This window comes from Allobosea sp. P1_B10 (assembly GCF_056406735.1).
This window is the reverse complement of sequence record NZ_JBFTZP010000001.1, coordinates 13,351-37,847: the sequence shown is the minus strand read 5'-3', so window position 1 is coordinate 37,847 and position 24,497 is coordinate 13,351. Positions and strand designations below refer to the sequence as shown.

Sequence of the window (24,497 nt, the reverse complement as noted above, 5' to 3'; positions counted from 1 at the left end):
GAGCAAGTGCAGGCCGCATCGTCCAGTTGCTGCGGGCATGGCCGCTGCCAGCCTGAGGCGCGACGCGAGGGTGCCGGGACGGCTAGCTCGCCGCGAGATCCTCCAGGATCGGGCAGTCGGGCCGGTGGTCGCCCTGGCAGCAATGGGCGAGGTGGCGCAAAGTCTGCGCCATGCCCTGCAATTCTGCGATGCGGGTTTCGAGATCGCGGATGTGGCCTTCGGCAAAGCGCTTCACATCGGCGCTGGCCCGGCTCTTGTCGCGCCAGAGCGCGAGCAACTCGCGCGTCTCCTCCACCGAAAAGCCCAACGTTCGCGCCCGTTTGACGAAGCGCAGCGTGTGGACCTCGTCGCCCGAATAGACGCGGTAGCCCGCTTCGGTCCGCGCCGGCGCCTCAATCAGGCCGATGCTCTCATAGTAGCGGATCATCTTGGCGCTGACGCCGGACCGGGTGGCTGCCTCTCCAATATTCATGATGCAACCCCTACTGCCGTCGCCAGCCTCTGTGGCTGGAACCGCCTGAGCCGCAACGCATTGGCGAGAACGCTGACGCTCGACAGCGCCATGGCGAGGCCTGCGAACATCGGCGACATCTGGATGCCGAAGCCGGGATAGAGCGCGCCCGCCGCGACGGGGATGAGCACGACATTGTAGCCGAAGGCCCAGACGAGGTTCTGGCGGATATTGGCCATCGTCGCCTGCGACAGGGCGATCGCACGCGGCACGCCCATGAGGTCGCCGGCCATCAGCACGACATCGGCGCTTTCGATCGCGATATCGGTCCCCGTGCCGATGGCGATGCCGATATCGGCCTGGGCGAGTGCCGGCGCGTCATTGATGCCGTCGCCGACAAAGGCGACCTTGGCGCCGCCGGCTTGCAGCGATTTCACGGCGTCCGCCTTGGCGATAGGCAGTACCTCCGCGAGCACCTCGTCGATCCCGAGCCGGGATGCGACCGCCTGCGCCGTCAGGCGATTGTCGCCGGTGATCATCACGACGCGCAGGCCGAGCCTGTGCAACGCCGCGATGGCCTCCGGGGTGGTCTCCTTGATCGGATCGGAGACCGCAAGCAGCGCGGCCAGTCTGCCATCGACACTGACATAGAGCGGCGAGCGGCCGGCCTGGGCATGGGCGCGGGCTGCGCCCTCGAACTTCGAGAGATCGAGTCCCAACTGCTCCATCAGCCGGGCAGCGCCGATAGCCACCTTGCGGCCCTCGGCGAAACCGCGGACGCCGATGCCTGGCTCGGCGGTGAAGTCGCGGGGGTCGGCAAGAACCAGCCCGCGCGCCTCCGCTTCACTCACGATCGCCTTGGCCGAGGGATGCTCCGAACGTCGTTCGACCGAAGCGGCCAGACGCAGTGCCTCGTCTGCTGAGAAGCCCTGCGCGGCGGTGATATGGGTGAGGGCGGGCTTGCCCTGGGTCAGCGTGCCGGTCTTGTCGATCGCGACAATCCCGGCCTCCTTCAGGGCCTGCAAGGCATCGCCTTGCCGGAACAGGATGCCGAGTTCGGCGGCGCGGCCGGTGCCCACCATGATCGAGGTCGGCGTCGCCAGCCCCATGGCACAGGGGCAGGCGATGATCAGCACCGCGACCGCGTTGACCAGCGCATGCGCGAGCGCCGGGCTCGGCGCGAAGGCGAGCCAGATGAGGAAGGTCGCCAGCGCCAGCGCCATCACGGCGGGAACGAACCAGAGCGTGATCCTGTCGACCACCGCCTGGATGGGCAACTTGGCGCCCTGCGCGGCCTCGACGGTCCGCACGATGCCCGCCAGCACCGTGTCCGCTCCAACCTTGCGGGCGGTGAAGACCAGCGCGCCGGCGCCGTTGACCGTGCCACCGGTGACCGTCGCTCCGATCTCCTTGCGCATCGGCGCGGGCTCGCCCGTCATCATGGATTCGTCGACGAAGGAGGTGCCATCCGTGACCTCGCCATCGACCGGAATCCGTTCGCCCGGCCGGACCATGACAACATCCCCCACACGCACCTCGCCGATCGCAATGTCGCGTTCGGTCCCGTCCCGCAGCACCCGGGCGGTCTTCGGCTGCAATGCGATCAGAGCCCGAATCGCTGCGCTGGTGCGTCCCTTGGCACCGGCCTCGAACCAGCGACCGGCCAGGATCAGGGTCACAATCACTGCGCCGGATTCGAAATAGGTCGCGTCCGCGCCTGCCGGCAGCATCTGGGGCAAAAAGCTCGCGACCGTGGAGAACAGCCAGGCCGCGCCGGCGCCAAGCATCACAAGCGAATTCATGTCGGGCACACCGCGCAACAGCGCCGCCCAGCCCTTGCCCAGGAAGCGCCGTCCGGGGCCGAACAGCACGAGGCTCGCCAGCGCGAAGGCGATGATCTTCAACGGCCGGTCGCCGAACAGTTCGGCCAGCCAATGGTGGAGCGGCGGATGGAGATGCCCGCTCATCTCGATGGCGAGCAGCGGTGCAGTGGCGACAGCGGCGATGATCACCGCGCGCTTCAGCCCGGCCTGCTCGGCATCGCGTGCCGCCTGCTCGCGGTCGCGCGACTGGCCCGCGTCCTCGACCGGCGTGGCGTCGTAACCCGCGGCAGTCACGGCTGCGATCAACTGGGGCAGGATCTCGCCACCGAGCGCGCTGACGCTGGCACGCTCGCTGACGAGGTTGACGCTGGCCGCCATGACGCCCGGAACCGCGGCCAGGGCCTTCTCGACACGGCCGACGCAGGACGCGCAACTCATGCCTGTGATGGAGAGTTCGATCGATGTCGCCGTCGGTTCGTAGCCGGCATCGCGGATGGCCGCGTCGATCCGGGCAGTCTCGACGGGTGAGCCGTCGAACCTGACTTGGGCGCGTTCGGTCGCGAGGTTGGCGGAGACCGAAGCGACGCCCGGTACGGAAGCGATCGCCCGCTCGACGCGCCCGACGCAGGACGCGCAGCTCATGCCGCCGACGGGGATGTCGAGGGCTGCTGCCGGCGCTGCCTTCAAAGCTGTCATGATCATCTCCGTCATCGCCAGCGGTGACGGATCATATGAACCTTCCCATCATGGGAAGGTCAAGGGGCGGGGGTGATGGTCTGCTGTCGGTCCGACTGCGTACCAAGCGCGCCGTCATCCCGGGCGACCGGAGGGAGACCCGGGATCATTCCCGAACCCTACAGGCAGGCGCACTGGAATGGATCCCGGGTCTCCGCTGCGCTGCGTCCGGGATGACAGGCCTATATGTCGCTAGACCGCAAAATGATGTCTCGCGACGCCAGCTCAGCTCACGGATGCTTATGCGTGGGGTCGACCCAATAGACGGATTCCGGCGGCTCGACCGGATCGACGTCGGTGATGTTCACCACCACCGCTTCGTTGTCCGAGCGCACCAGCACGCATTCCAGCGTCTCTTCCGGATTGGCGTTGATTTCCTGATGCGGCACGTAGGGCGGCACATAGATGAAATCGCCCGGACCGGCCTCGGCCACGTATTCGAGCCGGTCCCCCCAGCGCAGCCGGGCGCGTCCGCGTACGACATAGATCACGCTTTCCAGCGCGCCATGGTGATGCACGCCGGTTTTGGCGTTGGGCTCGATCGAGACCGTGCCGGCCCAGATCTTCTGGGCGCCGACACGGGCATGGTTGATCGCGGCCTGCCGGAACATGCCGGGCGTCTGCGCCGTGTTGGGATCGAGCTTGTCGCCGCCGATGACCCGGACGCCGTCATGCTTCCAGCGCGGCTCGTGGTCGTGGTCATGCGAGTGATCGTGGGGATGATCGTGTTCGTGAGAGTGGTCGTGGGTTGTCATCATGCGCCTCACTTCTTCTCGGCGGGGCCGGTCGCGAGCGGGCGGTCGCTCGAACCCCACTCGGCCCATGAGCCATCATAGAGCGCGCGGCCGGGCTTGCCGATGGTTTCGAGTGCCGCAGACAGGATCGCGGCGGTGACGCCCGAGCCGCAGCTCGTGATCAGCGGCTTGTCGAGGTCGACGCCGGCCTCGGCGAAGGCTGCGGCGATTGCCTCGGGCGATTTCAGCTCGCCCTTCTCCATGATCGCAGTGACCGGCACGTTGAGCGCGCCTGGCATGTGGCCGGAGCGCACGCCGGCGCGCGGCTCGGCCGCTTCGCCGCGGAAGCGGTCGCCGGGGCGGGCGTCGACGATCTGGATCGTTCCGTTGGACAAGGCGCGCGAAACATCCTCGGCATCGGCTACAGCCGAATGGTCGAGCCGGGCGGTGAAGGGGCGTGCAGCACGGCTGCGCGGCGGGCCTTCCTCGATGGCGCGCCCTTCAGCCTGCCATTTCGGGAAGCCGCCTTCCAGGATCACCACGTCTTTTGCCCCAAAAGTCTTGAAGGTCCAGCGCACGCGCGGCGCCGAGAACATGCCGAGCCCGTCATAGACGACGATGCGCATGCCATCGCCGATTCCCATGCCGCCGACCGTCGCGGCAAAAGCCTCCGGGCGAGGCAGCATGTGCGGCAGCGGCGAGGCCGTGTCCTTGACCGCGTCGATGTCGAAGCGCAGCGCGCCGGGAATGCGTCCGGCGGCGTATTCGGCATGAGGGTCGCGGGCATGGGCGGGCAGGTACCAGGAGCCGTCGACCACGACGACATCGGGCGCGTTCAGATGGTCGGCGAGCCACTGCGTCGAGACGAAGACGTTATCGCGGGGCATGATTGGCATTTCCTCGAAAGCTTTTGGCCGCTGCTGCGACGGTCGACTCGTCAGGCCAGCGCGATCCGCACGCGCCGGTTCTGCTTGCCCTTTTTCTCGATATCCGTGACGGCGACAAGGCCGATCTCGGCGGTGTTGCGGACATGGGTGCCGCCGCAGGGCTGCAAATCTATGTCGCCGATCGCCACCAGCCGCACACGACCGGACCCACGCGGCGGCTTCACAGACATGGTCTTCACGAGGCCCGGATTCGCATCGAGTTCCTCGTCCGTGATCCAGCGCGTCGTCACATCCGCATTGCGTGCGATCAGGGCGTTCAGCGTCTCGGCGATCTCCGTCTTATCCAGCCCGCCCTCGGGAATATCGAAATCGAGCCGGCCATCGCCATCGCCGATCGAGTCGCCTGTGACGGGATAGGAGAGGACGACGCTCAGCAGATGCAGCGCGGTGTGGATGCGCATGCGCTTCAGCCGCTTCTCCCAGTCGAGCAGCACTGTCACGGTCTCGCCTGGCTGCGGCGCGGCCTGGCCTTCGAGTGGGACATGCAGGATGCGGCTCCTGTCCTCGGGATCGTAGATCGCGGTCCCGATTGTAATCTCGGAGCCGTCGCTGCGCCTGATCCTGCCGCTGTCGCCCGGCTGCCCACCACCCGTCGCATAAAGCACAGTGCGGTCGATAACGATTCCGCCACGCTCGTTGACGGCCTCTACCGTCGCCTGCGTCTCGGTCAGGTAGGCGTCATCGCGGAAAAGCAGCTCGGTCGGCATCGGATCGAAACTTTCGACTATCGTTCTGGGACACCGAAGGTGCGGATCGGACGACGAGGTTTGCACGGATCGGGACCATCGCGCCACCGTGCCGGCATTGCGTGGCGCGCAAGGCACTTCCGCCGCCGGGCGTCAGCGCCTAGATTGCCGCGGGGCTCTCGCGCCCGGTCGGGGAGCCTTCATGTCATTGCCGCGCATGCAGCCGCAGGATGGCGTTGCCTGGATTACTGGCGCCAGCTCCGGCATCGGCGAGGCCGTCGCGTTGGAGATGGCCCGTCGGGGCTGGACTGTCGCGATCACGGCGCGACGTCTCGAACAGCTCGAGGATATCGCGCGCCGCAGCGAGCCGCTTGCGGGCCGCATCGTCGCCCATGCGGGAGACGTGACCGGGCCCAACGCGATGAGGGCTGTCGTAGAGGGTATCGAAAGCGTTCATGGGCCGATCGCGCTGGCATTCCTCAATGCCGGAGTCGCGCCACGGACCGACCCGGATCAGTTGGTCGATATCGGGGCGCTCGAGCAGGCTATGTCGGTCAACACGCTGGGCGTCGCCCGGGGAATAGCCGCCGTGGCCGAGGGCATGCGTCGCCGCAAGCGCGGGCAGATCGTCGTCAACGCCTCGGCTGCGGGCTTTGGCGGTCTGCCGGGGGCAGGGGTCTACGGTGCCTCGAAGGCCGCCATCATCCGCCTCTGCGAATCCCTGAAATTCGACTGTGACGCGCTTGGCATCCGCCTCCAGATGCTGAACCCCGGCTTCATCGATACGCCGATGACCCAGGCAAAGCGTTTCGCAAAGCCCTTCCTGCTGTCGAGTGAGGACGCGGCAAGGCGCATCGTCGATGGCTTCGAGGGGGGCGGCTTCGAGATCACCCTGCCGCGCCGCCTGGCCTGGTCGCTGAAGCTCGCGAACATGCTGCCCTATCCGGCCTATTTCTGGCTGATCGCGCGGGCTGCCGGAGAAAGCCGGCGACGCGGCGGGGATACTCCCCAAGGCTGATGACGCTCGGGGAACATGCCGGTTTGCCGCGGGTTCGTCTTTCGCAAGGAAAATGCGCGAGGGAGAACGCCATGTCCGACCCGACCAAGGCCAAGGGCCAGCCTGAAGCGCTGGCGACGTTTGCCGCAAGCGCCCGCAACGACGGCAAGAAGCCGGATTCGATCGGGCTCGGCGCCACCCCGGAGACAAAACCGGTTCCCACGTCACCGGCTGCCAAGGCCGATGCCGCGACGCGCGTGCTGCAGGAGGGGGGGACCGGGCGAGATCGTGGCGCCGACGAGGCGGTCGACGCGCTGCCTGACCGCGCAATGAAGCCGGGCAAACGCTAGCATGATGCTGGTCAGGCGCGGTCGGCCGTACTAGCTCGGGCGCATGACATCAGCATCGCTTCACTGGTTTCGAGACGACCTGCGTCTCGCCGACAATCCGGGCCTAGCCGCTGCGGTGTCGCACGGCCCGACCATGTGCCTCTACATCCTTGACGAGGGCGAGGAGCGGCGCCCGCTGGGCGGCGCCGCTCGGTGGTGGCTGTCACGTTCGCTTGCAGCGCTCGGCGCGAACATCGAGGGCAGGGGCGGCCAGCTCGTCCTGATGCGGGGCAACCCCGCCGAAATCCTGCCGAAGGTCGTGGCAGAGGCACGGATCGATCTGGTGACGTGGAACAGGCGCTATGACGCGCCCGCCGTCGCGCTCGACAAGGACCTTAAGGCGGCGCTCGGTGAAACCGGTGTGTCCGTATCGAGTTTCAACAGCCATCTGCTGAACGAGCCCTGGCAGGTCACCAGCAAGCTTGGCGAGCCCATGAAGGTGTTCACGCCCTATTGGCGCGCCGCGCGTGCCAGGGGCGAGCCCGCAGCGCCGACGCCTGCGCCTTCACACATCGGGAAGGTCGCGATTCCGGCTTCTCTCAAGCGCCTTGTCGTGCCCCGTGGCGATCTGGCTCTCGAGCCGCGGAAGCCTGACTGGGCCGGCGGCCTGCGCGAGGAATGGACTCCGGGCGAAGCCGGTGCGGTGGCGCGGCTGGGAGATTTCCTCGACGGCCAGCTCGAAGGCTATGCCGAGGGCCGCGATCGCCCGGATTACATTTCGACGTCGCGGCTTTCACCGCATCTCCGCTTCGGCGAGGTCGGCCCGCGCCAGCTCTGGCATGCAACGCAGACCGCCTTGCAAGCGGGCGAGGCGGCCGGCACCCCGGCCGACGCAGACAAATTCCTGTCGGAGATCGGCTGGCGCGAGTTCTCCTATCACCTGCTCTTCTACAATCCGGTGCTGGCGACGCAGAACTACAACCGGCGCTTCGACGCCTTTCCCTGGCGCAGTGACCCCCACGCGCTGCAAGCCTGGCAACGGGGCCTGACGGGATATCCGATCGTCGATGCCGGCATGCGCGAGCTCTGGACGACAGGCTGGATGCACAACCGCGTCCGGATGATCGTGGCCTCCTTCCTGATCAAGCACCTGCTGGTCGACTGGCGGGAGGGCGAGGCCTGGTTCTGGGACACGCTCGTCGACGCCGATCCCGCCAGCAATCCCGCCAGCTGGCAATGGGTGGCGGGCTCCGGAGCAGATGCGTCGCCCTATTACCGGATCTTCAACCCGGTGACCCAAGGCCGAAAATTCGACGCGCGCGGCGACTATGTTCGCAAGTGGGTGCCGGAACTGGCAGCGTTGGGCGACGCCGCTATCCATGATCCCGCGGCGTGTTCGGCGCAGGAACTCGCGGCGGCCGGGGTCGAACTCGGAGAGACCTACCCGAAGCCGCTCGTGCCGCTGGACAGGGGCAGGGAGCGCGCGTTGGCCGCACTGGCGTCGATCCGGTCCGGTTGACCGGGCGGGCGGTGTCGCAGGTTCAGTGGTGTCCGCTGCCTGACCAGCCGCCGCTCAATCGCAGGGTCGCGACGTAGATGATCCGATCGCCCGCGTCGCGCACAACCACCTTGAACAGCCTGTCATCGCCATTGGGCATTTTCTCGCGGGCCATGTCCGGCAGCGCATCGAGTGCGGCGTTGCGCGCTGCGGCGTCGTCGGGCCACTCCCAACCGTCGAGATCGACGGTACAGCCGTCGCCGTCGTCAGTGTCGATGTAGTACCGTGCCATGGCTGGTAAATCGGCCAGGAGCCCGGTGGTTCCCACAAACGTCAGAGATCGGCTGTGAGATCGGCCGCCTGCCTGAGCGCATCGTTGATGCGTTCCTGCCAGCCTGGCCCTGCATCCTGGAAGTGGTCCAGCACGTCGCGGTCGATCCGCAGCGAGACCAGTTCCTTGGCGGCGGGAATGGCAGGGCGCTTGGATACGGCGAGCTCGACCTTGGGGGCGGCAGGCTCGAACAGCGCGTGGGCCTTCTTCCAGGGGTCCACGGGCCGGCGTGGGCGGTCGGAACTCATCGGGCTGCCTCCTTGGTCTTTCGACGCGCTTTCTTGACGACCTCCGGCACGGCGGTCAGCTGGTCGACCCGATCGGCCTTCTGCTGCCCTGTCGCCTCCATGTCGCCCATGGCGCGGTCGAGCACGCCTGTTGCGTGAACCCGCGCGGATTCGGCGCCAGCCTTGATCTCGGCAGGCGAGGCGGCCGTGAACGGCTCCGGGACCATGCCCTTGCGCAAGCGCACGCCCGGGCCCTCGCCATTCTCGGCGATGAACACCACGCCGGCGGCTTCGAGAGCCGCGCGCATCTTTTCGACGCTGCTGATGCGGGCATCCTGCCCGGCCTCGAACCGATTGACGGTGTTGGAGCCCACCCCGGCCCGCATTGCGAGTTCCGAGGTGCTCCAGGACAGGCCCGCCCGGCCCATTCGACATTGAACTGGTTTCATTTGGTGAAAATATCACCGATTACGATAAAAATCAAACTTTTTCCAGCCGCCGGCTCACTGAAGCGGCTGATGCTTGGCCTGTTCCAGGCTGGCCTGCGCCAGCATCGCCTCGAGATTGGCGAGCGTTTCCGGCGTCAGGCGCAGTTGCAGGTTCGCCTGTCCCTCGATCTCGAAGGCGATCAGCGCCTCGGCGATCCCGTCGGCTGCGACGGTCACGTGAATGACCTTTTTCACGACCGCATCGATGATCGGTTTCTTGTCCGCCATATCCGAGAACTCCGCTGCCGGGTTGCGAGGCCGCGCCGTATCCGCCGCGCGGCATAGATATCAGCGACGGGGCGGAAAATCTCTGACGCCCTGCTGAAATCGGCTAACAAAAAGGGCTCAGGCGCTAAGCACCTAAGCCCTTGAAATGTATTGGCTCCCGGAGCAGGGGCCAAACTATTGATATTAGTGGCAAAAATTGACATTCTGGCCCGGTTTTCCTAGGGTTTCTTGTCATTCCGCCTATTAGTGACAGGAATGCCGTAGGGAAAGCCGTAGGAAACGAATGGCACGTCACCAGCTCTCGGCAGCCGCAATCAAGGACGCCACCAAGGACAGATTGTGCGATGGGGCGGGGCTTTGGCTGCGCCGCGCAAAGTCCGGCGCATGGTACTGGGCGTTCGTTTATACCCGTGAACTGAAGCGGCGGGAGTTGGGGCTGGGACGGTACGGCAGCCTGCCGGGGGAGGTGGGAATCACCCTAGCTCGCCGTAAAGCTGATGCGGCCAGGGCGTTGCTCGCAGCCGACAAAGACCCTTACGCAGAGATGGCTAAGCGGAAAGCGGCGGCTGACCGTCCGACCTTCGGCGCTGTCATCGACGATTATATAGACACGATGCAACCGAGGTGGCGCGGACGTCAGACGTCGCCGCGATGGAAACGCTTTGCCGAGGTGCACGCTATTCCGATTCGGGAAATTCCAATCGCAGACGTGAGCACGGATGATGTCGTAGGGATGCTCAAGCCTATTTGGTCGACGAAGGCCGAGACAGCTTCGAAGTGTCGCGAGATGTGCAAGATGGTCCTGGACCACGCCAAGGCGCGCGGTCTGCGCACAGGTGACAATCCGGCCCAATGGAAGGGCCACTTGGACCAGATACTGCCCAAGCGCGACATGCTTGCCATCGAGAACCATCCGGCTCTTCCATATCCCGAGTTGCCTCCGTTTTTCGTCAAGCTGATGAAGGAGACGAGCGTTTCCGCGAAGGCGCTGGTTTTCACAATCCTATGCGCGGCACGTTCAGGCGAAACGCGCGGCGCTGTCTGGGGCGAGATAGACCTGAAGGCCGCGCTGTGGGTCATACCGGCGAACCGGATGAAAGAGGGTCGCGAGCATCGCGTGCCGCTTTCTGACGCTGCTGTTGCCATTGTTAAGGAGATGAAATCGCGCCGCATCAGCGATTTCGTCTTTCCCGGGGGACGGAAAGCATCCCCGCTGTCGGACGTCGCCTTGTCCAAGCCCCTGACAAAGTTGCAGGCAAAGGAATTCACCGTCCACGGATTCCGGAGCACTTTCCGCGATTGGGTGGGCGAGGCAACCGAATTCCAGCGCGAGGTCGCAGAGGCGGCCTTATCACACGCTGTAGGTGATGCCGCCGAAAGGGCCTATAGGCGCGGCGACGCGTTACTGAAAAGACGCACTATGATGGAAGCGTGGGCGAGTTACTGCCGCAGCCTGCTCTAGCGCCAATGTCAGCATTGACAACGGATGCTAGACAGACCTAGACACTCTATTGCTTCGGCGGAAACGCATCGCCAACGGCACCTTACGAAGATGTCTATGCCCTTTTCCTGGCTTGAGGCCGTTTCGTCAAGCAAAAACCCTGGAGTGCGACACTTGACCGCAGACAATGATAACTTGCCCATTTTGATCTCAATCAAAGATGCGTCGGCGATGACGTCGCTATCTCGTCCGCAGATCAACGTCTTGCGGGGTGATGGGCGCTTTCCCGCCGCTGTTACGCTTGGCGAGCGGCGCATCGCTTTCGTCAGATCCGAGGTTATCGGCTGGGCCAATGCGCGCATCGCCGCACGTCCAGCCCAGGCCGCAGCATGAACCCCGCCGAAAGCATCCTGGCGGAAATTGCGGCGCACGATGCCAGCATGACGTCTCATCTCGGACTGCAGCCAGGCGACGATTGGTACCTTGCTGCCGCAGACGCGTTCGCACAGGAACGCCGAAAATATGACCGCCTCGTTCGCGACCTGTCCGTCGCCCAATCGAAGGCTCAGGTCGTCTCACCATCCACCCGCGGTCGGCCCGACTGACCAGACAGTTTTTGCGTGAGGTTGACGCGAAATTCCACCCGCAGGCTGCCGGCAAAAAGATGCCGGCAGGAGTTGGCGCTCCAGCCGGCAGGTATTCTCGAAACTAAGGCCCATTTAGATGAGTACAGATACAATGTCAACTCCGGAATCGGAGATTGACGCTCAAGCTTGTCGTATTCGTGCGATGCAGGAAGAGATTAAGTCGCGATGGCGCGAATGTCGCCGGGCGCGAAAGCAACTTGCCGTAGATTTCGATGCCGAAATTGGTTTCCCGAACGCGGCGAGTATTTTGAAAGATATTGGTTTTAAGATTGCGAGGGGCGCAGGTGCGAATAATTTCGTTATTTCCTGAGTGCGATGCAGGCAACGGCAGCGTCAAAACATTGGCGCGCTTCAGCGTAGACATCGGTCCGCTGACCCTCCATCACATGTCGCTCAAGCAAAAGCCGGACGGCGCCTTTCGCGTCACGTCCCCGAACCTCCGCGGCACCAACGTCGTAACCATCTCCCCTGATTTGGCCGAGCAGATATCTGCCGCCGCACTTACTGCTTGGAGGGCGCGTGCCCATGCCTGTCGCGTTTGATATTCCGACCGACGACTGGTCGCAGCGCATTATCGAGACAATCGCGGCAAAGCGCATGTTGCGTGCCGCCAACGACAACGCCGAGGCATCGCCCAGGGATGGCGACGGCCTGCCAGAGCACCTTTGCTACCCGCCCGGTGCAGTCGGCGATTTCTGCAAGTTCATCGTTGGATGCGCTAGATTCCCCTCGGCCCCTTTGGCGTTGGCTGGTGCCTTATCCATCGTCGCAGCGCTAGCCGGCAGGCGGTACCGCGGACCGACCGGCTCGCGTACCAACGTATACATGGTTGGGCTCGCCGACAGCGGCCACGGCAAAGACCTCACCCTACGTGCGCCGCTAGCAATTGTGGATAGCACCACCGCTCGCGGTGCGCTTGCCAGCAGGTTCTTCATCAGCGACCTCGCTTCCGTACAGGGGCTCCAGGCCAAGCTTCGTCGCGACCCATCTGGTTGTCTTCAGAAAGATGAGTTTGGCAAATGGCTCGCGACCATCTCGGGCAAGCGCGCCCAGGGTTTCGAGGCAGCTATCGCCACGGCCATGCTCCAACTGACAGGTGCCGTGACCGGGACATGGGGCGGCGTTGAAAAAGCAGCCGGCCAGTTGGCAAGCGTCGTGAACCCGTGCTTCAGCATTCATGGCGTGTCGACGCCGTCGACCTTCTGGCACGCCCTCAGTGACGGCAGTATATCGGAGGGCCTGCTCGGCCGGCTTATCCTGTTCGATGCCGGAACCAAGATGCCCGCCAAGGTCAGGGCGCCCGACTTTAGCTTGGACGATATTCCAGCGGAGTTGACCGAGTACGTAAAGCGGTTGGTCGGCGACGGGCTTCCTGGGACAGGCGACGCGCCGCAGCGCGAGATCGTGTCAGTTCCATACGCGCCGGGGGTGCAGGACGCTTACGAGGATTTTGACGATCGGATGAGGGCAGAGGCGCCGTCGACGAACGCCACTTTCAAGCCCATGCTCATGCGCGTGGCCGAAAACTCTAGTCGGTTGGCTTTGATGGTCGCTATCGGGTGCGACCCCGCGGCGCCGGTCATCACTATGGAAATTCAGCGGTGGGCCAACACGGTCGCCGAGCACAGCTACAGGACGATGGCCCGTGGCGCTGCCGACAACATCGCGGACAACGCCCGCCAGGCCGACTACCTGCGGATACGCGGCATGATCGTCCGGAAGAAGACTGACGGCGTCACGCACCGAGACCTCATCAAGCAACTCAAGGGCAGCATGGAAACGCGCATCTATGACGACATTCTGAAGCAACTCATCCGAGGGGAAGAAGCTGCGTACGGGGCGACGACCGCAGGCAGCGGTCAAAGGCGAACCCGATGGTGGGGCGTGGACTTCTTGCCAGAGGGTTTCCAGCCCGAGCAGCGACCTGCGGCCTAGTCGAAGGGTGGGGGTGAAGGCCGGGTAAAGCCCGGGGGAAAGGGGGGGGTAAAGACCGGGTAGAACAACCCAGTCTTCGCCCGCCCGGGGAAATTTCGACCCCTCCCTTCTACCCCCTCTTCTTCCCGCCCTTCTACCCCCTCTTCAACCCTACCTTCTTCTATTATTATATATATATATCATATAGTTAGAAGAAGAGAGGGTATTCAACTATAGGGGGTGGGTGCCCTCGATGGGATTTGAGGGGGTGTTTTCGCTATCTCCCCCCTATACGCGCGGACGCACCCCTCCCTTCACCGACCGGCAGGCTTTTGGAGCAGCACATGACCGTAAAAACGAAGCGGACATCCACGGGCCGAGCGCACATGTCCGCTGGCGGCCGGCATATACGACCAGATGGCCTTGCTGACATCGGAATGGGGCGGGCACTAAACGCGGATACCTAAACCGACCTTCAGATGCCCTTTGTCTTTTTCGCCATCAGCCTCTGAACAGAGGCGGCGAGCTCCGCGTCATCCTTTTTCAAGGCGGCCATACGTTCGACTAGTTCGCCTAATACGATCCTGATGTCCTGAGCTGCTTGTAAGCATTCGTCATCTGATTCGTTGTGAAGGCCAATGCTCAGCGCGCTATGAAGAAGGGACAGCGGGTTTTGCCCATTGATAAGAAGCCCTTCTGGTAGGGCTGGCTTGATGGCATCTATGCCTTTCGTAAATGAAATCTCCGAACGAGCTCTCTGAATTTCTTTGACCATCTCAGGTGGCGCCTGAACGACATGGCAAACGGACAAGATTCCATCAAAAATATCGTTCTTGTGGCTTTCGACTACTCTGCGATAGTACGCGAAAGCACCTATCCCGAGAGCTTGGTTCTCGCACTGGCGACCTTTCAAGAAAGTTGCGCTGTCCTTCCCGAATAACCGCAGCAGCTTGCTTGGAGCTGGAGTGCCGAACGGGGGTAACTCACCAAATTTGAAGATTTTTCCGCTGCCGTCGTCGGGATTTATGACAACACTTAACGAATATGTTTTTTTCCTGCTACGGCAGTCGCTGCATCTATAGATTATATAAGCTAATCGATTTGTTGAAGGGCTGACTACGGGCGAGTCTGTCTCGCATCTAAACGTCCTTATCCCATCACAATTCTCGTGCGAGCAATGAAGTCTAATATCAGGGGTAAGTAATTCTTTAGATTTACCGCCCGACCCGGGCGAAATTTTCCACGCTTGATTGACTTCTACGGTCACGCCGGGGTGTGTAACTTCAAGGAATTTTCCGAGGCTCAGTGAAGGCGGCTGAATCGGGGCCGGTGGTTCATACGCATCCATGCCTTCTAGTTCCTCTTAGCTGAGAGTCGAGAACTGTAACTACTGATCCGCCAACGCACAAACATCTCTCACGACACACCGACCGTTGCTGACCCGACCTGATAGTCCGAATTATCTCGGCAACATTTGCAGGCTCGAGGCTACTCGAACCCACCTGCTATGATGCAATTAGTAGGGGAATTTGAGCCCGCCCATGCAGACCGTGGGTAATCGTGGTCTGTGTGATACAATTCTCCTGCAGTCAGATTTGCGCCGCCCACAGGCGCCACCAGTTTCAGATTGTCGACGCTGCTCGAGGCGGCATCGACACGGGCGGGCGTCTTGTTCCAACCAGGCCGCCCGCCGCCCTTTCCCAGTCGCCCGGCAACGGGCGGCTTTTTTAATGGCCCGCACCTTTTGCGGCCGCACCATTTTCAGGATCATCTAACATGACGCACGTCCCGCCGCTCTGGCAGGCGCCGATTTTCGCCGCGGCGGAGTTTGCGCAATATCTCCAGGCACCCCGCGACACGATGTACAGGTGGCAAGCTCTGGCCCACGCTGCCCGCCTGCGGTTCGCCACCAAGCTTGGCGGGCAATGGCGCTATTCGCCTCACGACAAGTACATGTTCTCGATCCTCGCCGCGATGTACCGCCTCGGGCACGGCATTGGCATCGCGCAGATACGCGCGGTCTTTGCCTTCGCGAACACCCCAACAGGCCCGTGCGAGCCGATCGGACCATTCGTGATGCCGACTAACGACGGTGCTGCGCATATTAGTGTCGACGCCGTCCGCATCTGGAATGACATCGCGGGCATCACCACCGAGGTCGCCGCGAACAATCCCGAATGCGCCGCCGCTTGGGACGTCGTTTGATGGGTATCTGGAGCACGATTTCATCGCCGTTCCGCACCCGGTCCTACGACGGCGCTGCAGGCGGTCGACGCTGGCGCGGCCAGCCATCTATGCCAGCGCCCCAAGTGGCCGCGCAGATCGCGCGCAGGACGCTTGCTGACCGCGCTCGGTATGCCGTCAGCAACAATCCGTTAGGCGCCGCCGGCGTTAACGCCTGGGTCGCTCAGGCAATCGGGGCAGGTATTTTAGCCTCGTCGCTTCACCCCGACATCTCGACGCGGGACGCGCTTACGGCGTCCTTTGCCGAGTGGGTTGACGATGCCGACGCGGACGCCCGGACGGATTGGTTCGGCATTCAACAGGCGCTCTTCCGCTCCTGCTTCATCGCAGGCGAAGGCCTGGCCGTGATGATTAGCAATGAGGACCGGCTTCGCATTCGAGTGCTCGACCCCGAGCAGCTAGACGCATCGCATACGACGGTGCTCGACGGCGGTCATATTATGCAGGGGGTCGAGTTCGACGCCTCCGGAGCACGGGTCGCCTATCACGTTCTCGACCACGCCCCCGGGCTCGATCTGGGTATTCAACGTCATCGCCGACGCATAGACGCCCGCGACGTCTTGCATGTCTTTCGAGCCGATTGGCCGGGGCAGGTGCGCGGCGTGTCACATCTCAGCGCATCGCTCCTTCGCATGTCTGACCTCGACTCCTGGCGTGACGCCATGCTGACCAAATTGCGGGTCGCAGCGATGATGGCCGGTTTCGTGACGCCAGGCGACGGAAGCGGCGGTCCGCTCGACGGTGAGCGGCAGGGCGATTCATTGGTCGGTGGACTAACCCCGGGCCAGTTGACCTTTCTAGACCCTGGGCAGTCGGTGACATTCACCAGCCCGCCCGGGATTGGCACGGAGGTCATTAGCTTCGCTGCAATTGCCGAGCGCGAGGTCGCCATCGGAATGGGCCTTCCCGCCCATGCCCTCGGCGACGTTGGGGCCGCGAACTACAGTAGCCTCAAATCGGCAAATACAGCGTGGAAGGCGCGCGTCGAGGCGATGCAGTGGTCCACGTTCATTCCGCAAGTATGCGTGCCGGTGTGGCGTCGTTTCGCTACGCTGCAGGTCCTCGGTGGTCGTGTTCAGTCCACAGTGGAAGCGGCGATGGCCGTCAAGCACATCTGTCCAACATGGCCATCATTGGAGCCGGTCAAGGACATTACTGCCGAGACGATGCAGCTTGAGTCGGGCCTGACGTCGCGCCGCGCGCTCATTTCGTCGCGCGGCGAAGACTACGACCACGTCATGCGGGAAATAGCGGCCGACACCGCGTTCGAAAAATCTCTCGGCCTGGCGTTCGCGACCCCACAGCCAGCCAATTCCAACGAGCCGCCTGCCTCTGCTGCGGCATAAATCAGGACATCCCCATGCCCAAAACAACCGGCCCGCTAACCCGGGCCGCACCCTTGCGCGCGTCGACTTGGAATCCCGATAACTGGACGGTCCAGGCTGTCCTATCAACGGGCGCGCCGGTGGCCCGCGCAGATAGCCGCGGCGCCTACGTCGAGGTGCTCGACCTAAACCAGCCCTGGCCGTCGTCCATCCCTTTGCTCGACAGCCATTCCCGCGGCAGCGTTGACGACCGTCTTGGCGAGGTCATCGACATCAAGACTGTCGGTGCGGAGGTCGTCGGCACAGTCAAGCTGTCGCGACACAACGAGCGCGCCAAACGCGTTGCAGCCGAACTGACAGACGGCGCAACCTACGCGGTTTCGATTGGCTACTCGGTCCTGAAATGGGCCGAGACCAAGCCTGCGGGCAAGCGGACACTGACCGCGGCCACGTTCCAACTTTTGGAAGCCTCACTCACCACTGTGCCCGCCGATCACGGCGCCGGCCTTCGGAGTACTGAATCCTTGACCACCCCCGCCATCACCACCAACGAACCCGCCGTACCGACCCGTGCGCAGCTTTCTGCCGAGGTTCGCAGCATCGCCACCACGACCGGCCTGGACGCCGCCTGGACGGCAACGCAGCTTGACGCCGAGATCATCGACCTCAACGCCGTTAGGGCAGCTGCGCTCGACGCCCTCAGCGCGCGTAGCGCCACCACGGGCACGGTCCGGGCTAGCGTCGGCAACGACAACAACGACCCGATTGCCATCCGGACCGCGATGGCGGATGCCCTCGCACATCGTATCGCCCCAGGCGTGGTCAAGGTCGAGGGTCGCGCATCTGAATATGCCGGTTATCGCGTCCTCGACATGGTTGGGGAACTTGCCACCGCGCGCGGCGATCGGGTCAACCTGCGCGACCAGGGCGCTTTGCTTGAACGTGCAGTCGGCGCGCACAGCACGTCGGATTTCCCGCTGCTCTTGGCCGAGGCAACCAACAAGGCGCTCATGGCGAACTACACCGCCGCCGCGCCGACCTATCGCAAGTGGGCTGCCAAGCGCCCGTTCGCCGATTTCCGCGACCATAGCTTCCTGCGCATCGGCGACTTTCCTGAGTTCAAGGACATCGCTGAATCCGGCGAGGTGAAGTTCGGCACCATCTCGGAGAATCGCGAGAAAATCCGCGCCAAAGAACTTGGCACCGGCATTGCGGTCGGCCGGCAGCTTCTCATCAATGACGATCTGTCGGCCCTGTCCGACTTCTCGGGCATGATTTCCATCCGGGCTGCTAGCGACGAAAACAAGCGGGCCTATGCAGTGCTGACGGCCAACGCGGCGTTGTCGGACGGCGTCGCGTTATTCCATGCGACTCACGGCAATAAGGCCGGTAGCGGCACGGCCATCGACGCCGCCAACGTCGGCGCGGCTGTCGCCGGGATGCGTAAGCAGAAGTCGCTCGACGGCCTCCTCCTCAATCTGGCGCCGGCTTACCTTGTGTGTGGCCCGGACCGCGAAATGGCTGCCCGTCAGCTGCTCGCCTCGATCAACGCCACCAAATCCAGCGAAGTTAACCCTTGGGCCGGCCTGGCTGAGTTGGTCATCGACGCGAACATCGTCGGCAACCAGTGGTATCTGTTTGCGTCGCCCGCGATGGCCCCGACGATCGTCTTCGGCTACGTCAATGGCGCAGAGGGTCCGATCGTCCGGACCGAGCGCGATTTCGATACGCAAGCGATTAAGGTCGCAGCGTCGCTCGATTTCGCAGTTGGCGCGATCGACTTCCGCGGCGCCTACAGCAACTCAGGCGCCTGATGGACGTTGAAAACCTGAGGCAGCGCCGCGAGGCGCTGCTCCTCCTTCGTGCGGACGGCATTCTGCGTGCCCGTTTTGGCGAGGATGAGGTTCATTATAAATCCGACCGCGACATGGCGGCTGCAATCGCAGCGCTCGAAACCGAGATTGCGTCGCAGTCCGGCACACGCGTCCGCACCTTTCTCCCTCATTTTTCGAAAGGCCTCTAAATGGCTAAGAATTTCATTCAGACCGGCGATTTCCTGACGCTGGTCGCTCCCGCCGACGTGCTCTCGGGCGGCATTGTGCAGGTAGGCAAACTGGCCGGCGTGGCACAGGGTTCGGCCCTAACCGGCGAAGACGTCGTAGTCGCAACCAGCGGCGTTTATGAGGTCGCGAAAACTAGCGCGCAAGCCTGGACAGTCGGCGCCATCATCTATTCAGACGGCGCGAGGGCCACGACAGCCGACGCATCGGGCGCCAACCCGCGCCTCGGGCACGCTGTCGCCGTCGCGGCCAACCCGTCCGCCACAGGCACGGTTCGTTTGGCTCCGTAATGTGCTGGCGCGCGTCGATCTAACGATGGCGCGCGCTTCCGGGGGACCAAATAGGTCCAAGCTTCACGCAAAACCAAGGCCGACACAATACGAACGTTGAGACTATCGACTTAAAGAACCGGAATCCAAATCCGGCATACCCGCAATGGGATCACTATATGTTAAGATTCTTACAAAATCAGAAGTTTCATAATAATGTGAATTCAACTTAAACTGGAATTCGTTGGGGCTACTGCAGACTACAATTAGTTCGTTTTTCGGAAAGGCCTCACTCGATAGCCAGAGAGCTTTCACAAAGTAATGCGGCAGTATAAGATACCTTGCGAGCATCTCATCGGACGGCTGATTATTCCTTATAAATTCAATCGCGTGAAGAGTGTCGTAAGCATCTCCAGGGGATTTAGTAACCGAAACCGTCTTTAGGAGGTGAGTATCGGTATCTTTCGCTGAAGTTGCTGTTCCAAGCAAATCGTCAGAAGTCGACGCCTTAATAAAATGGAGCCATCGCCCAGTAAATTCCGCCATTTCAGAAATAGTTTTATCTTGATCGCGATTAGAGACGCTGCGCATTGACCAAATAGCAATCGCATGCCCAATCTGCAAATTGTTTACCGCGCCCAACGAATCGGCGTTAATCGATAGTAGCTTGTTAGCGCTAGGGACAAGCTCTTTAACTTCAGCGTCATCGAGAGTGTCAAACCGTGCCATTTTGCCCGATCCCAATCCAAGACCACTTCCAACTGCCCCTGCCGAAAGCCGCGACCATCTCAGAGTAGGTCAACGTTTTTTCATTCTCCCACGGATCTAGCACATTAACAAATTCCCCGTCATCGTCCGAAAATCCCACGATCAAGACGGCGTGTCCACCACCTGTCGACCATTTCAATCCGCATTCAATGGGCCGATTGTATTCGAGGATCTGCGATTTTAGCTCTGAGAACGGCGCCGGCCCGTCGTGGTAAGGGGCTGAGTAGCCATATTTTTTCCACTCGGGCCCAATTAGTACTACCGCCAAGGGCTTGTTACAAAGAGGGCTCGAAGGGTGCTTGCAACATTCTGATTGACCGTGCGCTGCGCTTGCTAGATCGCATTGCGATTGCGCGTTGTTGGTGAATTTTTGTACCATTTCCATACAGGCAGCCCAGCACCATTCGGTCTGCTCCTGCTTAATATGGGAAATATTCAATTTCTTTTCTTTATTAGAACCGAGGAATGCGGAAGCGGACGATCCTTGAGCCAGTGAAAAAAAGGTTCGGTCTAGCATCGTCCTATTCCTATCCTCTCAGAACGTCCACTTAACGCCAACCGTAACTTCTCCGCCGCCGAGCGCCGCGCCCGTCCCGGCAAACGTTATCAAAGTAGTAGGCATAGTCCCTGGCGGAACGCTCCACTGCATGTCACAAACTAGACCCGTGATGTAATTTGCCCAGTCAGGTTTTGCAGCACCGCCCACCGCCTCGCCAACAGCGGCCACAACGGCATCGCGAAGCACTTGAGCCATCCCAGCAGATGCTGCGGCTAGAAATGCCTTAGCTGCCTCTTCAGGCGTTCCCCCAAGGGAAGCACCAAGTGTAGCCGGTAACGCAATGCCATCAATCTTGGTTGTCATGAGCGCATCCTCATCTGAACAGCGAAAAACAAGGAGATAGGCAAGCACAGCATCAACATTAATCGACGCCTTTCGCAAGTGGAAAGATAGACAGCTATGCTGACCTAATGTTCCAACCGCGGCTCATATATACATGTTGACTCAACATGCATTATTCTGCTGGAGTAGAGCTTGCTTCCAAGGTGCGCGACGATGACACAGCAAATTGCCTTTTGGGCGTTAACGTTTTCGCAAATATGCTTTGTTTTATACGTCATTGATACTCTTGTTGTTTACGTGATGTCATTCTCATCGAAAAAGAAATTGGCGGATAAGGCGGGAGACTCAGATACTTTGGGCGCAACGCCAAATATAGAGATTTTGACTAAACTTCTGCCCGAGTTAACAAAACTGATAAGTGCCTTGTCGAAAAGTGGGCCAGGCTTTATTGCTTTGATGGCTTCGATCGTGTTCATCGCAATATCCGCCTGGGCATCCAGCGGTTAATTATGAGGGCATCAAGATGACCAACAGCGACAATAGAGAAGATGTGTCTAGCACTTTTATATTCAAAGTGGACGTTAAACTTTCTGATATTGAAGCAGACGCAATTAAACAAATCATAAAATACGCTACGTTGACGGAGATAGCTCGCCTTGATCCTAGTCGAGACCTAATTGCTCGACCACTGAAGGATGCCGACACTGGATTGGGCGGAGTTGGTGGAAGAGGTACGGATGGCTTTTTCATTTCCAGCGTAAGCGCCTAATCGTGGACGAAAATAGAGGAAAACGATGCCCTAGCTCGCGCGGCGAGATTGGCAATGACCTCATTGGGATCGTCTCCTCGACAGGTTTAGTAATTTTCCTAGATAGCCCAGTTAAGGTCGATAATGAATTTCAAGCGGCGGCGACCGAAGGCCGACCGGCTGAAAAGCGATTTAGATTTTCCGGGCCCTGTCACGGCGCGGCGTGCCAGCACTGGTCAAACGCCAAATGCATCCTTGGGGCCAGAATTGCAGCCCTCAAGGTTGATGTTCCATTGCAGCGTTACGAAAAATGCACCATCCGATCAAAGTGCAGGTGGTATTTCCAAGATGGAATTAACGCATGCGGCGCATGCGCGCTCGTAGTGACGGATCCTATTGATAAGTAGATTTGTGAGTTGAAAGTTCATTGCGGCGGGTCCTTTCGGCGACGGCAATGACCGCGGGCGGGAGACCCCGATTCCTGCCGCTCAACGAAAATTGTAATACGATTTCCTTCCTCCACGAGACCCACCATGGAAATGAAAACCGCCGCCCTGGCAGGCCTTCTCGGCTTGACCCCGCGGCGTTTGAACCAGCTCGCGCTGGAAGGAATCGCCGTGCGTATCAGCCCTGGCTCGTTCGATGCAGCTAAGACCGTCCAGGCCGTTATCGCGCATGCTGGTGGCAAGACCGCGGGCAGGGCAGCCGACCTTGACCTCAACCGCGAGAACGCACGCCTCGCTAGCGAGCGGGCCGACGCTCAGGCGATGAAAAATGCTGTGACCAAGGGCGATTTGTTGCCGCGGGAGGACGTTGAACGCACCTGGCAGGACGTCCTGCGTCGAGTGCGCTCGGGCGTCCTAGCCGTCACCAGCCGGGTGCGGCATCGCATCAGCACGATGGACGCGGCACAGGCCGCCATCCTCGATCGTGAACTCCGGGACGCCTTATCGGCGCTATCTGAAAATGCAGACCACCTTACTGCGGGCGATGGCGAGCTTACGCCCGCCGCCGCGCCTGCGCTTGTCGACATGGCTGGAGCAGATATTTCGGCTGCCTGACGTCGTCGCGGCACTGCCAGGGCCGATCCGGCTCTATCCGTTCCAACGTGAAATCGCAGATGCTTTCGGCGACCCGGTCCTAGAACGGGTAACCGTCATGAAAGCCATCCGGGTCGGCTATTCGACGCTCGCGGTCGGGGCTCTCGCCAACTATATCGCCAACGATCCGACCCAGGTCTTGGCAGTGCTCCCCCGCGAGCAGGACTGCCGGACCATGGTCGTTGACGTAATGGAGCCGATCTTTAGGTCATCGCCGGAGCTGGCCGGTAAGCTGTCGGGCGACACCCTCGACATAAACAGAAACACGATGCTCTCGCGCCGGTTCGCCGGCGGCAGCTTGAACGTCATCGCAGCCAAGAGCCCTGCAAACCTCCGCGGCAGGAATGCCAGGGTGCTGTTCTGCGACGAGGTCGACGCGATGACGACCACGACGGAGGGCGACCCGTTGCTCCTCGCGGAGGGCCGCACGACGTCATTCCCGGACAGGAAAATCATCATCGGATCGACGCCGGTTGACGCATCAACGTCCCGGGTTGCCGACGCTTATTCCAAATCTGACATGCGAGTATACGAAACGCCTTGCCCGCACTGCCGCGAATTCAGCGAGATCGTGTGGGCCGACATCCGCTGGCCGGACGGCGAGCCCAGCAAGGCTGCTTGGTTCTGCCCCAAGTGTGGTTCTGAGGTAATGGAGACGCACAAGACGGCAATCGTCGAGGCGGGCCGCTGGCGTGCCACCAGACCCGAGGTTAAAGGTCACGCAGGGTTTCACCTGTCCAGTTTGGTCTCGCCCTTGGCAAGCGTCGCCTGGCCGCTGCTTGCGGCCAAATTCGAGGAAATCAAACGCGACCCCGATCGGCACCGCATTTTCAAGAACCAGGTTCTCGGTCTGCCGTGGCAGGACACCGAGAACGATATAGACGAGGCTGAGATTGCCAGCCGTGGTGAGGACTTCAGCATCGGCGCCATTCCCGAAAGCGTGCTGTATCTGACCATCGGCGTGGACGTGCAGGACGACCGGCTCGAATGCACTACGGCCGGATGGGACCGGACCGGCTGCATGTTCATCCTCGGGCACGATGTCGTCTACGGCTCGCCCGATGACAATCAGACGTGGCGGGAACTGGATGCGCTGATTTCGGCACGGCACCGCCATCCGCTTGGCGGCACGATCGGTATTGACGCCGTCGCTGTCGACTCAGGCGACGGCGACTGGACGCAGGCTGTCTACGACTTCTGCCGTCCGCGAGGCCGTCGCCGTGTTATGTCGATCAAGGGCATGGGCGGCAATCGGCCGATCATAGTCGGGACCAAGAGCAAGGACCTGCGCGGCCTGTTCATCGTCGGGTCGGACGTCGTCAAAACCACGCTGATGAACCGCGTCGTGCGCAATACCGGCATCCGGTTTTCAGAACAGCTTGAGCCTGTGTGGTTCGAGCAGTTTCTAAGCGAACGCAAGACGCTGCGGTTCGTTGGCCACCGGCCCGTGTCGAAATGGGAGCGTCTGCCTGGGCGCGAAGCCGAGGCGCTTGACGCGACCGTATACGCCTACGCCGCCCGGCAGGTCGTCGTCAGCAGTTTCGACGCACGTGAGGCCGAGCTAAGGCTTGAGCCGAGGGCGGTGGAAAAGCCCCGATCGATTCCAAGCGCGTATATGCAATCCCACTAAGCGCGATACATATTCGTCTACGTCGGTTGTGCGGCG

General features: G+C 61.8%; 30 protein-coding genes. 17 read left to right on the top strand and 13 right to left on the bottom strand.

Annotated features, from left to right (window positions below):
* Positions 1–82 precede the first annotated feature (82 nt).
* The 5 genes from cueR to AC1D2L_RS00205 form a co-directional block, all read right to left on the bottom strand.
* Positions 83–472 (bottom strand): Cu(I)-responsive transcriptional regulator, encoded by a 390-nt coding sequence (cueR, locus tag AC1D2L_RS00225; RefSeq protein WP_476843809.1) that lies wholly within the window; start codon positions 470–472, stop codon positions 83–85.
* Complete coding sequence (locus tag AC1D2L_RS00220; protein ID WP_476843808.1) at positions 469–2,970, bottom strand: heavy metal translocating P-type ATPase; 2,502 nt, start codon at positions 2,968–2,970, stop codon at positions 469–471. Before AC1D2L_RS00220 ends, cueR begins: the two co-directional genes overlap by 4 nt.
* Before the next feature lie 269 nt (positions 2,971–3,239).
* Entirely contained in the window at positions 3,240–3,764 is a 525-nt protein-coding gene (locus AC1D2L_RS00215) for a cupin domain-containing protein (protein WP_476844635.1), read from the bottom strand.
* Positions 3,765–3,772: 8 nt separating this feature from the next.
* Positions 3,773–4,630: a 3-mercaptopyruvate sulfurtransferase gene (sseA, locus tag AC1D2L_RS00210; protein ID WP_476843807.1), complete on the bottom strand. Its 858-nt coding sequence runs from the start codon at positions 4,628–4,630 to the stop codon at positions 3,773–3,775.
* 50 nt (positions 4,631–4,680) lie between these two features.
* Positions 4,681–5,397 carry an alanyl-tRNA editing protein gene (locus AC1D2L_RS00205; RefSeq protein WP_476843806.1) on the bottom strand — a complete coding sequence of 239 codons (717 nt, stop codon included), beginning with the start codon at positions 5,395–5,397 and terminating at the stop codon, positions 4,681–4,683.
* A gap of 181 nt (positions 5,398–5,578) precedes the next feature.
* Between AC1D2L_RS00205 and AC1D2L_RS00200 the strand changes: the two genes are divergently transcribed.
* The 3 genes from AC1D2L_RS00200 (at position 5,579) to AC1D2L_RS00190 (ending at position 8,221) form a co-directional block, all read left to right on the top strand.
* Entirely contained in the window at positions 5,579–6,394 is an 816-nt protein-coding gene (locus AC1D2L_RS00200; protein ID WP_476843805.1) for an SDR family NAD(P)-dependent oxidoreductase, read from the top strand.
* Positions 6,395–6,465: 71 nt separating this feature from the next.
* The gene (locus tag AC1D2L_RS00195; RefSeq protein ID WP_476843804.1) at positions 6,466–6,723 is read left to right on the top strand and encodes a hypothetical protein; all 258 of its coding nucleotides are present in this window, start codon (positions 6,466–6,468) and stop codon (positions 6,721–6,723) included.
* Positions 6,724–6,766: 43 nt separating this feature from the next.
* A complete protein-coding gene (locus AC1D2L_RS00190) occupies positions 6,767–8,221 on the top strand; it encodes a cryptochrome/photolyase family protein (protein WP_476843803.1) in 1,455 nt (484 codons plus the stop codon).
* 22 nt (positions 8,222–8,243) lie between these two features.
* On the opposite strand, the gene AC1D2L_RS00185 is transcribed toward AC1D2L_RS00190, so the two are convergent.
* The 4 genes from AC1D2L_RS00185 to AC1D2L_RS00170 are packed head-to-tail and all read right to left on the bottom strand — an operon-like array spanning position 8,244 to position 9,474.
* Positions 8,244–8,492 (bottom strand): DUF6894 family protein, encoded by a 249-nt coding sequence (locus AC1D2L_RS00185; protein WP_476843802.1) that lies wholly within the window; start codon positions 8,490–8,492, stop codon positions 8,244–8,246.
* A 41-nt stretch (positions 8,493–8,533) separates the two neighbouring features.
* Entirely contained in the window at positions 8,534–8,779 is a 246-nt protein-coding gene (locus AC1D2L_RS00180) for a BrnA antitoxin family protein (RefSeq protein WP_476843801.1), read from the bottom strand.
* Positions 8,776–9,207, bottom strand: coding sequence for a helix-turn-helix domain-containing protein (locus AC1D2L_RS00175; protein ID WP_476843800.1), 432 nt, complete (start codon positions 9,205–9,207; stop codon positions 8,776–8,778). The genes AC1D2L_RS00180 and AC1D2L_RS00175 overlap by 4 nt, the downstream gene beginning before the upstream one ends.
* A gap of 54 nt (positions 9,208–9,261) precedes the next feature.
* A complete protein-coding gene (locus AC1D2L_RS00170) occupies positions 9,262–9,474 on the bottom strand; it encodes a hypothetical protein (RefSeq protein ID WP_476843799.1) in 213 nt (70 codons plus the stop codon).
* 283 nt (positions 9,475–9,757) lie between these two features.
* Between AC1D2L_RS00170 and AC1D2L_RS00165 the strand changes: the two genes are divergently transcribed.
* From AC1D2L_RS00165 to AC1D2L_RS00145, 5 genes are all read left to right on the top strand, one after another.
* Entirely contained in the window at positions 9,758–10,936 is a 1,179-nt protein-coding gene (locus tag AC1D2L_RS00165; protein ID WP_476843798.1) for a tyrosine-type recombinase/integrase, read from the top strand.
* 153 nt (positions 10,937–11,089) lie between these two features.
* Complete coding sequence (locus tag AC1D2L_RS00160) at positions 11,090–11,308, top strand: helix-turn-helix transcriptional regulator (RefSeq protein WP_476843797.1); 219 nt, start codon at positions 11,090–11,092, stop codon at positions 11,306–11,308.
* The gene (locus AC1D2L_RS00155) at positions 11,305–11,520 is read left to right on the top strand and encodes a hypothetical protein (RefSeq protein ID WP_476843796.1); all 216 of its coding nucleotides are present in this window, start codon (positions 11,305–11,307) and stop codon (positions 11,518–11,520) included. The genes AC1D2L_RS00160 and AC1D2L_RS00155 overlap by 4 nt, the downstream gene beginning before the upstream one ends.
* Before the next feature lie 118 nt (positions 11,521–11,638).
* On the top strand, positions 11,639–11,872 hold the full coding sequence (locus AC1D2L_RS00150; protein WP_476843795.1) for a hypothetical protein: 234 nt from the start codon (positions 11,639–11,641) through the stop codon (positions 11,870–11,872).
* Positions 11,873–12,087: 215 nt separating this feature from the next.
* The gene (locus AC1D2L_RS00145) at positions 12,088–13,497 is read left to right on the top strand and encodes a DUF3987 domain-containing protein (protein WP_476843794.1); all 1,410 of its coding nucleotides are present in this window, start codon (positions 12,088–12,090) and stop codon (positions 13,495–13,497) included.
* 454 nt (positions 13,498–13,951) lie between these two features.
* Here the strand turns inward: AC1D2L_RS00145 and AC1D2L_RS00140 are convergent, their stop codons facing one another.
* Positions 13,952–14,824 carry a hypothetical protein gene (locus AC1D2L_RS00140; RefSeq protein WP_476843793.1) on the bottom strand — a complete coding sequence of 291 codons (873 nt, stop codon included), beginning with the start codon at positions 14,822–14,824 and terminating at the stop codon, positions 13,952–13,954.
* A 428-nt stretch (positions 14,825–15,252) separates the two neighbouring features.
* Between AC1D2L_RS00140 and AC1D2L_RS00135 the strand changes: the two genes are divergently transcribed.
* The 5 genes from AC1D2L_RS00135 to AC1D2L_RS00115 are packed head-to-tail and all read left to right on the top strand — an operon-like array spanning position 15,253 to position 19,395.
* Positions 15,253–15,681, top strand: a complete 429-nt coding sequence (locus tag AC1D2L_RS00135; RefSeq protein WP_476843792.1) for a helix-turn-helix domain-containing protein — start codon at positions 15,253–15,255, stop codon at positions 15,679–15,681.
* A complete protein-coding gene (locus AC1D2L_RS00130; RefSeq protein ID WP_476843791.1) occupies positions 15,681–17,066 on the top strand; it encodes a phage portal protein in 1,386 nt (461 codons plus the stop codon). Before AC1D2L_RS00135 ends, AC1D2L_RS00130 begins: the two co-directional genes overlap by 1 nt.
* Before the next feature lie 14 nt (positions 17,067–17,080).
* Positions 17,081–18,859, top strand: coding sequence for a prohead protease/major capsid protein fusion protein (locus AC1D2L_RS00125; protein WP_476843790.1), 1,779 nt, complete (start codon positions 17,081–17,083; stop codon positions 18,857–18,859).
* Positions 18,859–19,068 (top strand): phage head-tail joining protein, encoded by a 210-nt coding sequence (locus AC1D2L_RS00120; protein WP_476843789.1) that lies wholly within the window; start codon positions 18,859–18,861, stop codon positions 19,066–19,068. Before AC1D2L_RS00125 ends, AC1D2L_RS00120 begins: the two co-directional genes overlap by 1 nt.
* Complete coding sequence (locus tag AC1D2L_RS00115; RefSeq protein ID WP_476843788.1) at positions 19,069–19,395, top strand: DUF2190 family protein; 327 nt, start codon at positions 19,069–19,071, stop codon at positions 19,393–19,395.
* A 102-nt stretch (positions 19,396–19,497) separates the two neighbouring features.
* On the opposite strand, the gene AC1D2L_RS00110 is transcribed toward AC1D2L_RS00115, so the two are convergent.
* From AC1D2L_RS00110 to AC1D2L_RS00100, 3 genes are read right to left on the bottom strand one after another with little or no spacing between them, the layout of a single operon-like run.
* A complete protein-coding gene (locus AC1D2L_RS00110) occupies positions 19,498–20,103 on the bottom strand; it encodes a hypothetical protein (RefSeq protein WP_476843787.1) in 606 nt (201 codons plus the stop codon).
* Positions 20,090–20,659, bottom strand: coding sequence for a papain-like cysteine protease family protein (locus AC1D2L_RS00105; protein WP_476843786.1), 570 nt, complete (start codon positions 20,657–20,659; stop codon positions 20,090–20,092). The genes AC1D2L_RS00110 and AC1D2L_RS00105 overlap by 14 nt, the downstream gene beginning before the upstream one ends.
* 18 nt (positions 20,660–20,677) lie before the next feature.
* The gene (locus AC1D2L_RS00100; RefSeq protein WP_476843785.1) at positions 20,678–21,004 is read right to left on the bottom strand and encodes a hypothetical protein; all 327 of its coding nucleotides are present in this window, start codon (positions 21,002–21,004) and stop codon (positions 20,678–20,680) included.
* Positions 21,005–21,196: 192 nt separating this feature from the next.
* Between AC1D2L_RS00100 and AC1D2L_RS00095 the strand changes: the two genes are divergently transcribed.
* The 4 genes from AC1D2L_RS00095 to AC1D2L_RS00080 all read left to right on the top strand — a co-directional run bounded on the left by AC1D2L_RS00095 (position 21,197) and on the right by AC1D2L_RS00080 (position 24,461).
* The gene (locus AC1D2L_RS00095; protein ID WP_476843784.1) at positions 21,197–21,490 is read left to right on the top strand and encodes a hypothetical protein; all 294 of its coding nucleotides are present in this window, start codon (positions 21,197–21,199) and stop codon (positions 21,488–21,490) included.
* A gap of 16 nt (positions 21,491–21,506) precedes the next feature.
* The gene (locus AC1D2L_RS00090; protein WP_476843783.1) at positions 21,507–21,752 is read left to right on the top strand and encodes a hypothetical protein; all 246 of its coding nucleotides are present in this window, start codon (positions 21,507–21,509) and stop codon (positions 21,750–21,752) included.
* Between the two features lie 512 nt (positions 21,753–22,264).
* The gene (locus tag AC1D2L_RS00085; protein ID WP_476843782.1) at positions 22,265–22,792 is read left to right on the top strand and encodes a hypothetical protein; all 528 of its coding nucleotides are present in this window, start codon (positions 22,265–22,267) and stop codon (positions 22,790–22,792) included.
* Entirely contained in the window at positions 22,698–24,461 is a 1,764-nt protein-coding gene (locus tag AC1D2L_RS00080; protein WP_476843781.1) for a phage terminase large subunit family protein, read from the top strand. Before AC1D2L_RS00085 ends, AC1D2L_RS00080 begins: the two co-directional genes overlap by 95 nt.
* Positions 24,462–24,497: the final 36 nt, after the last annotated feature.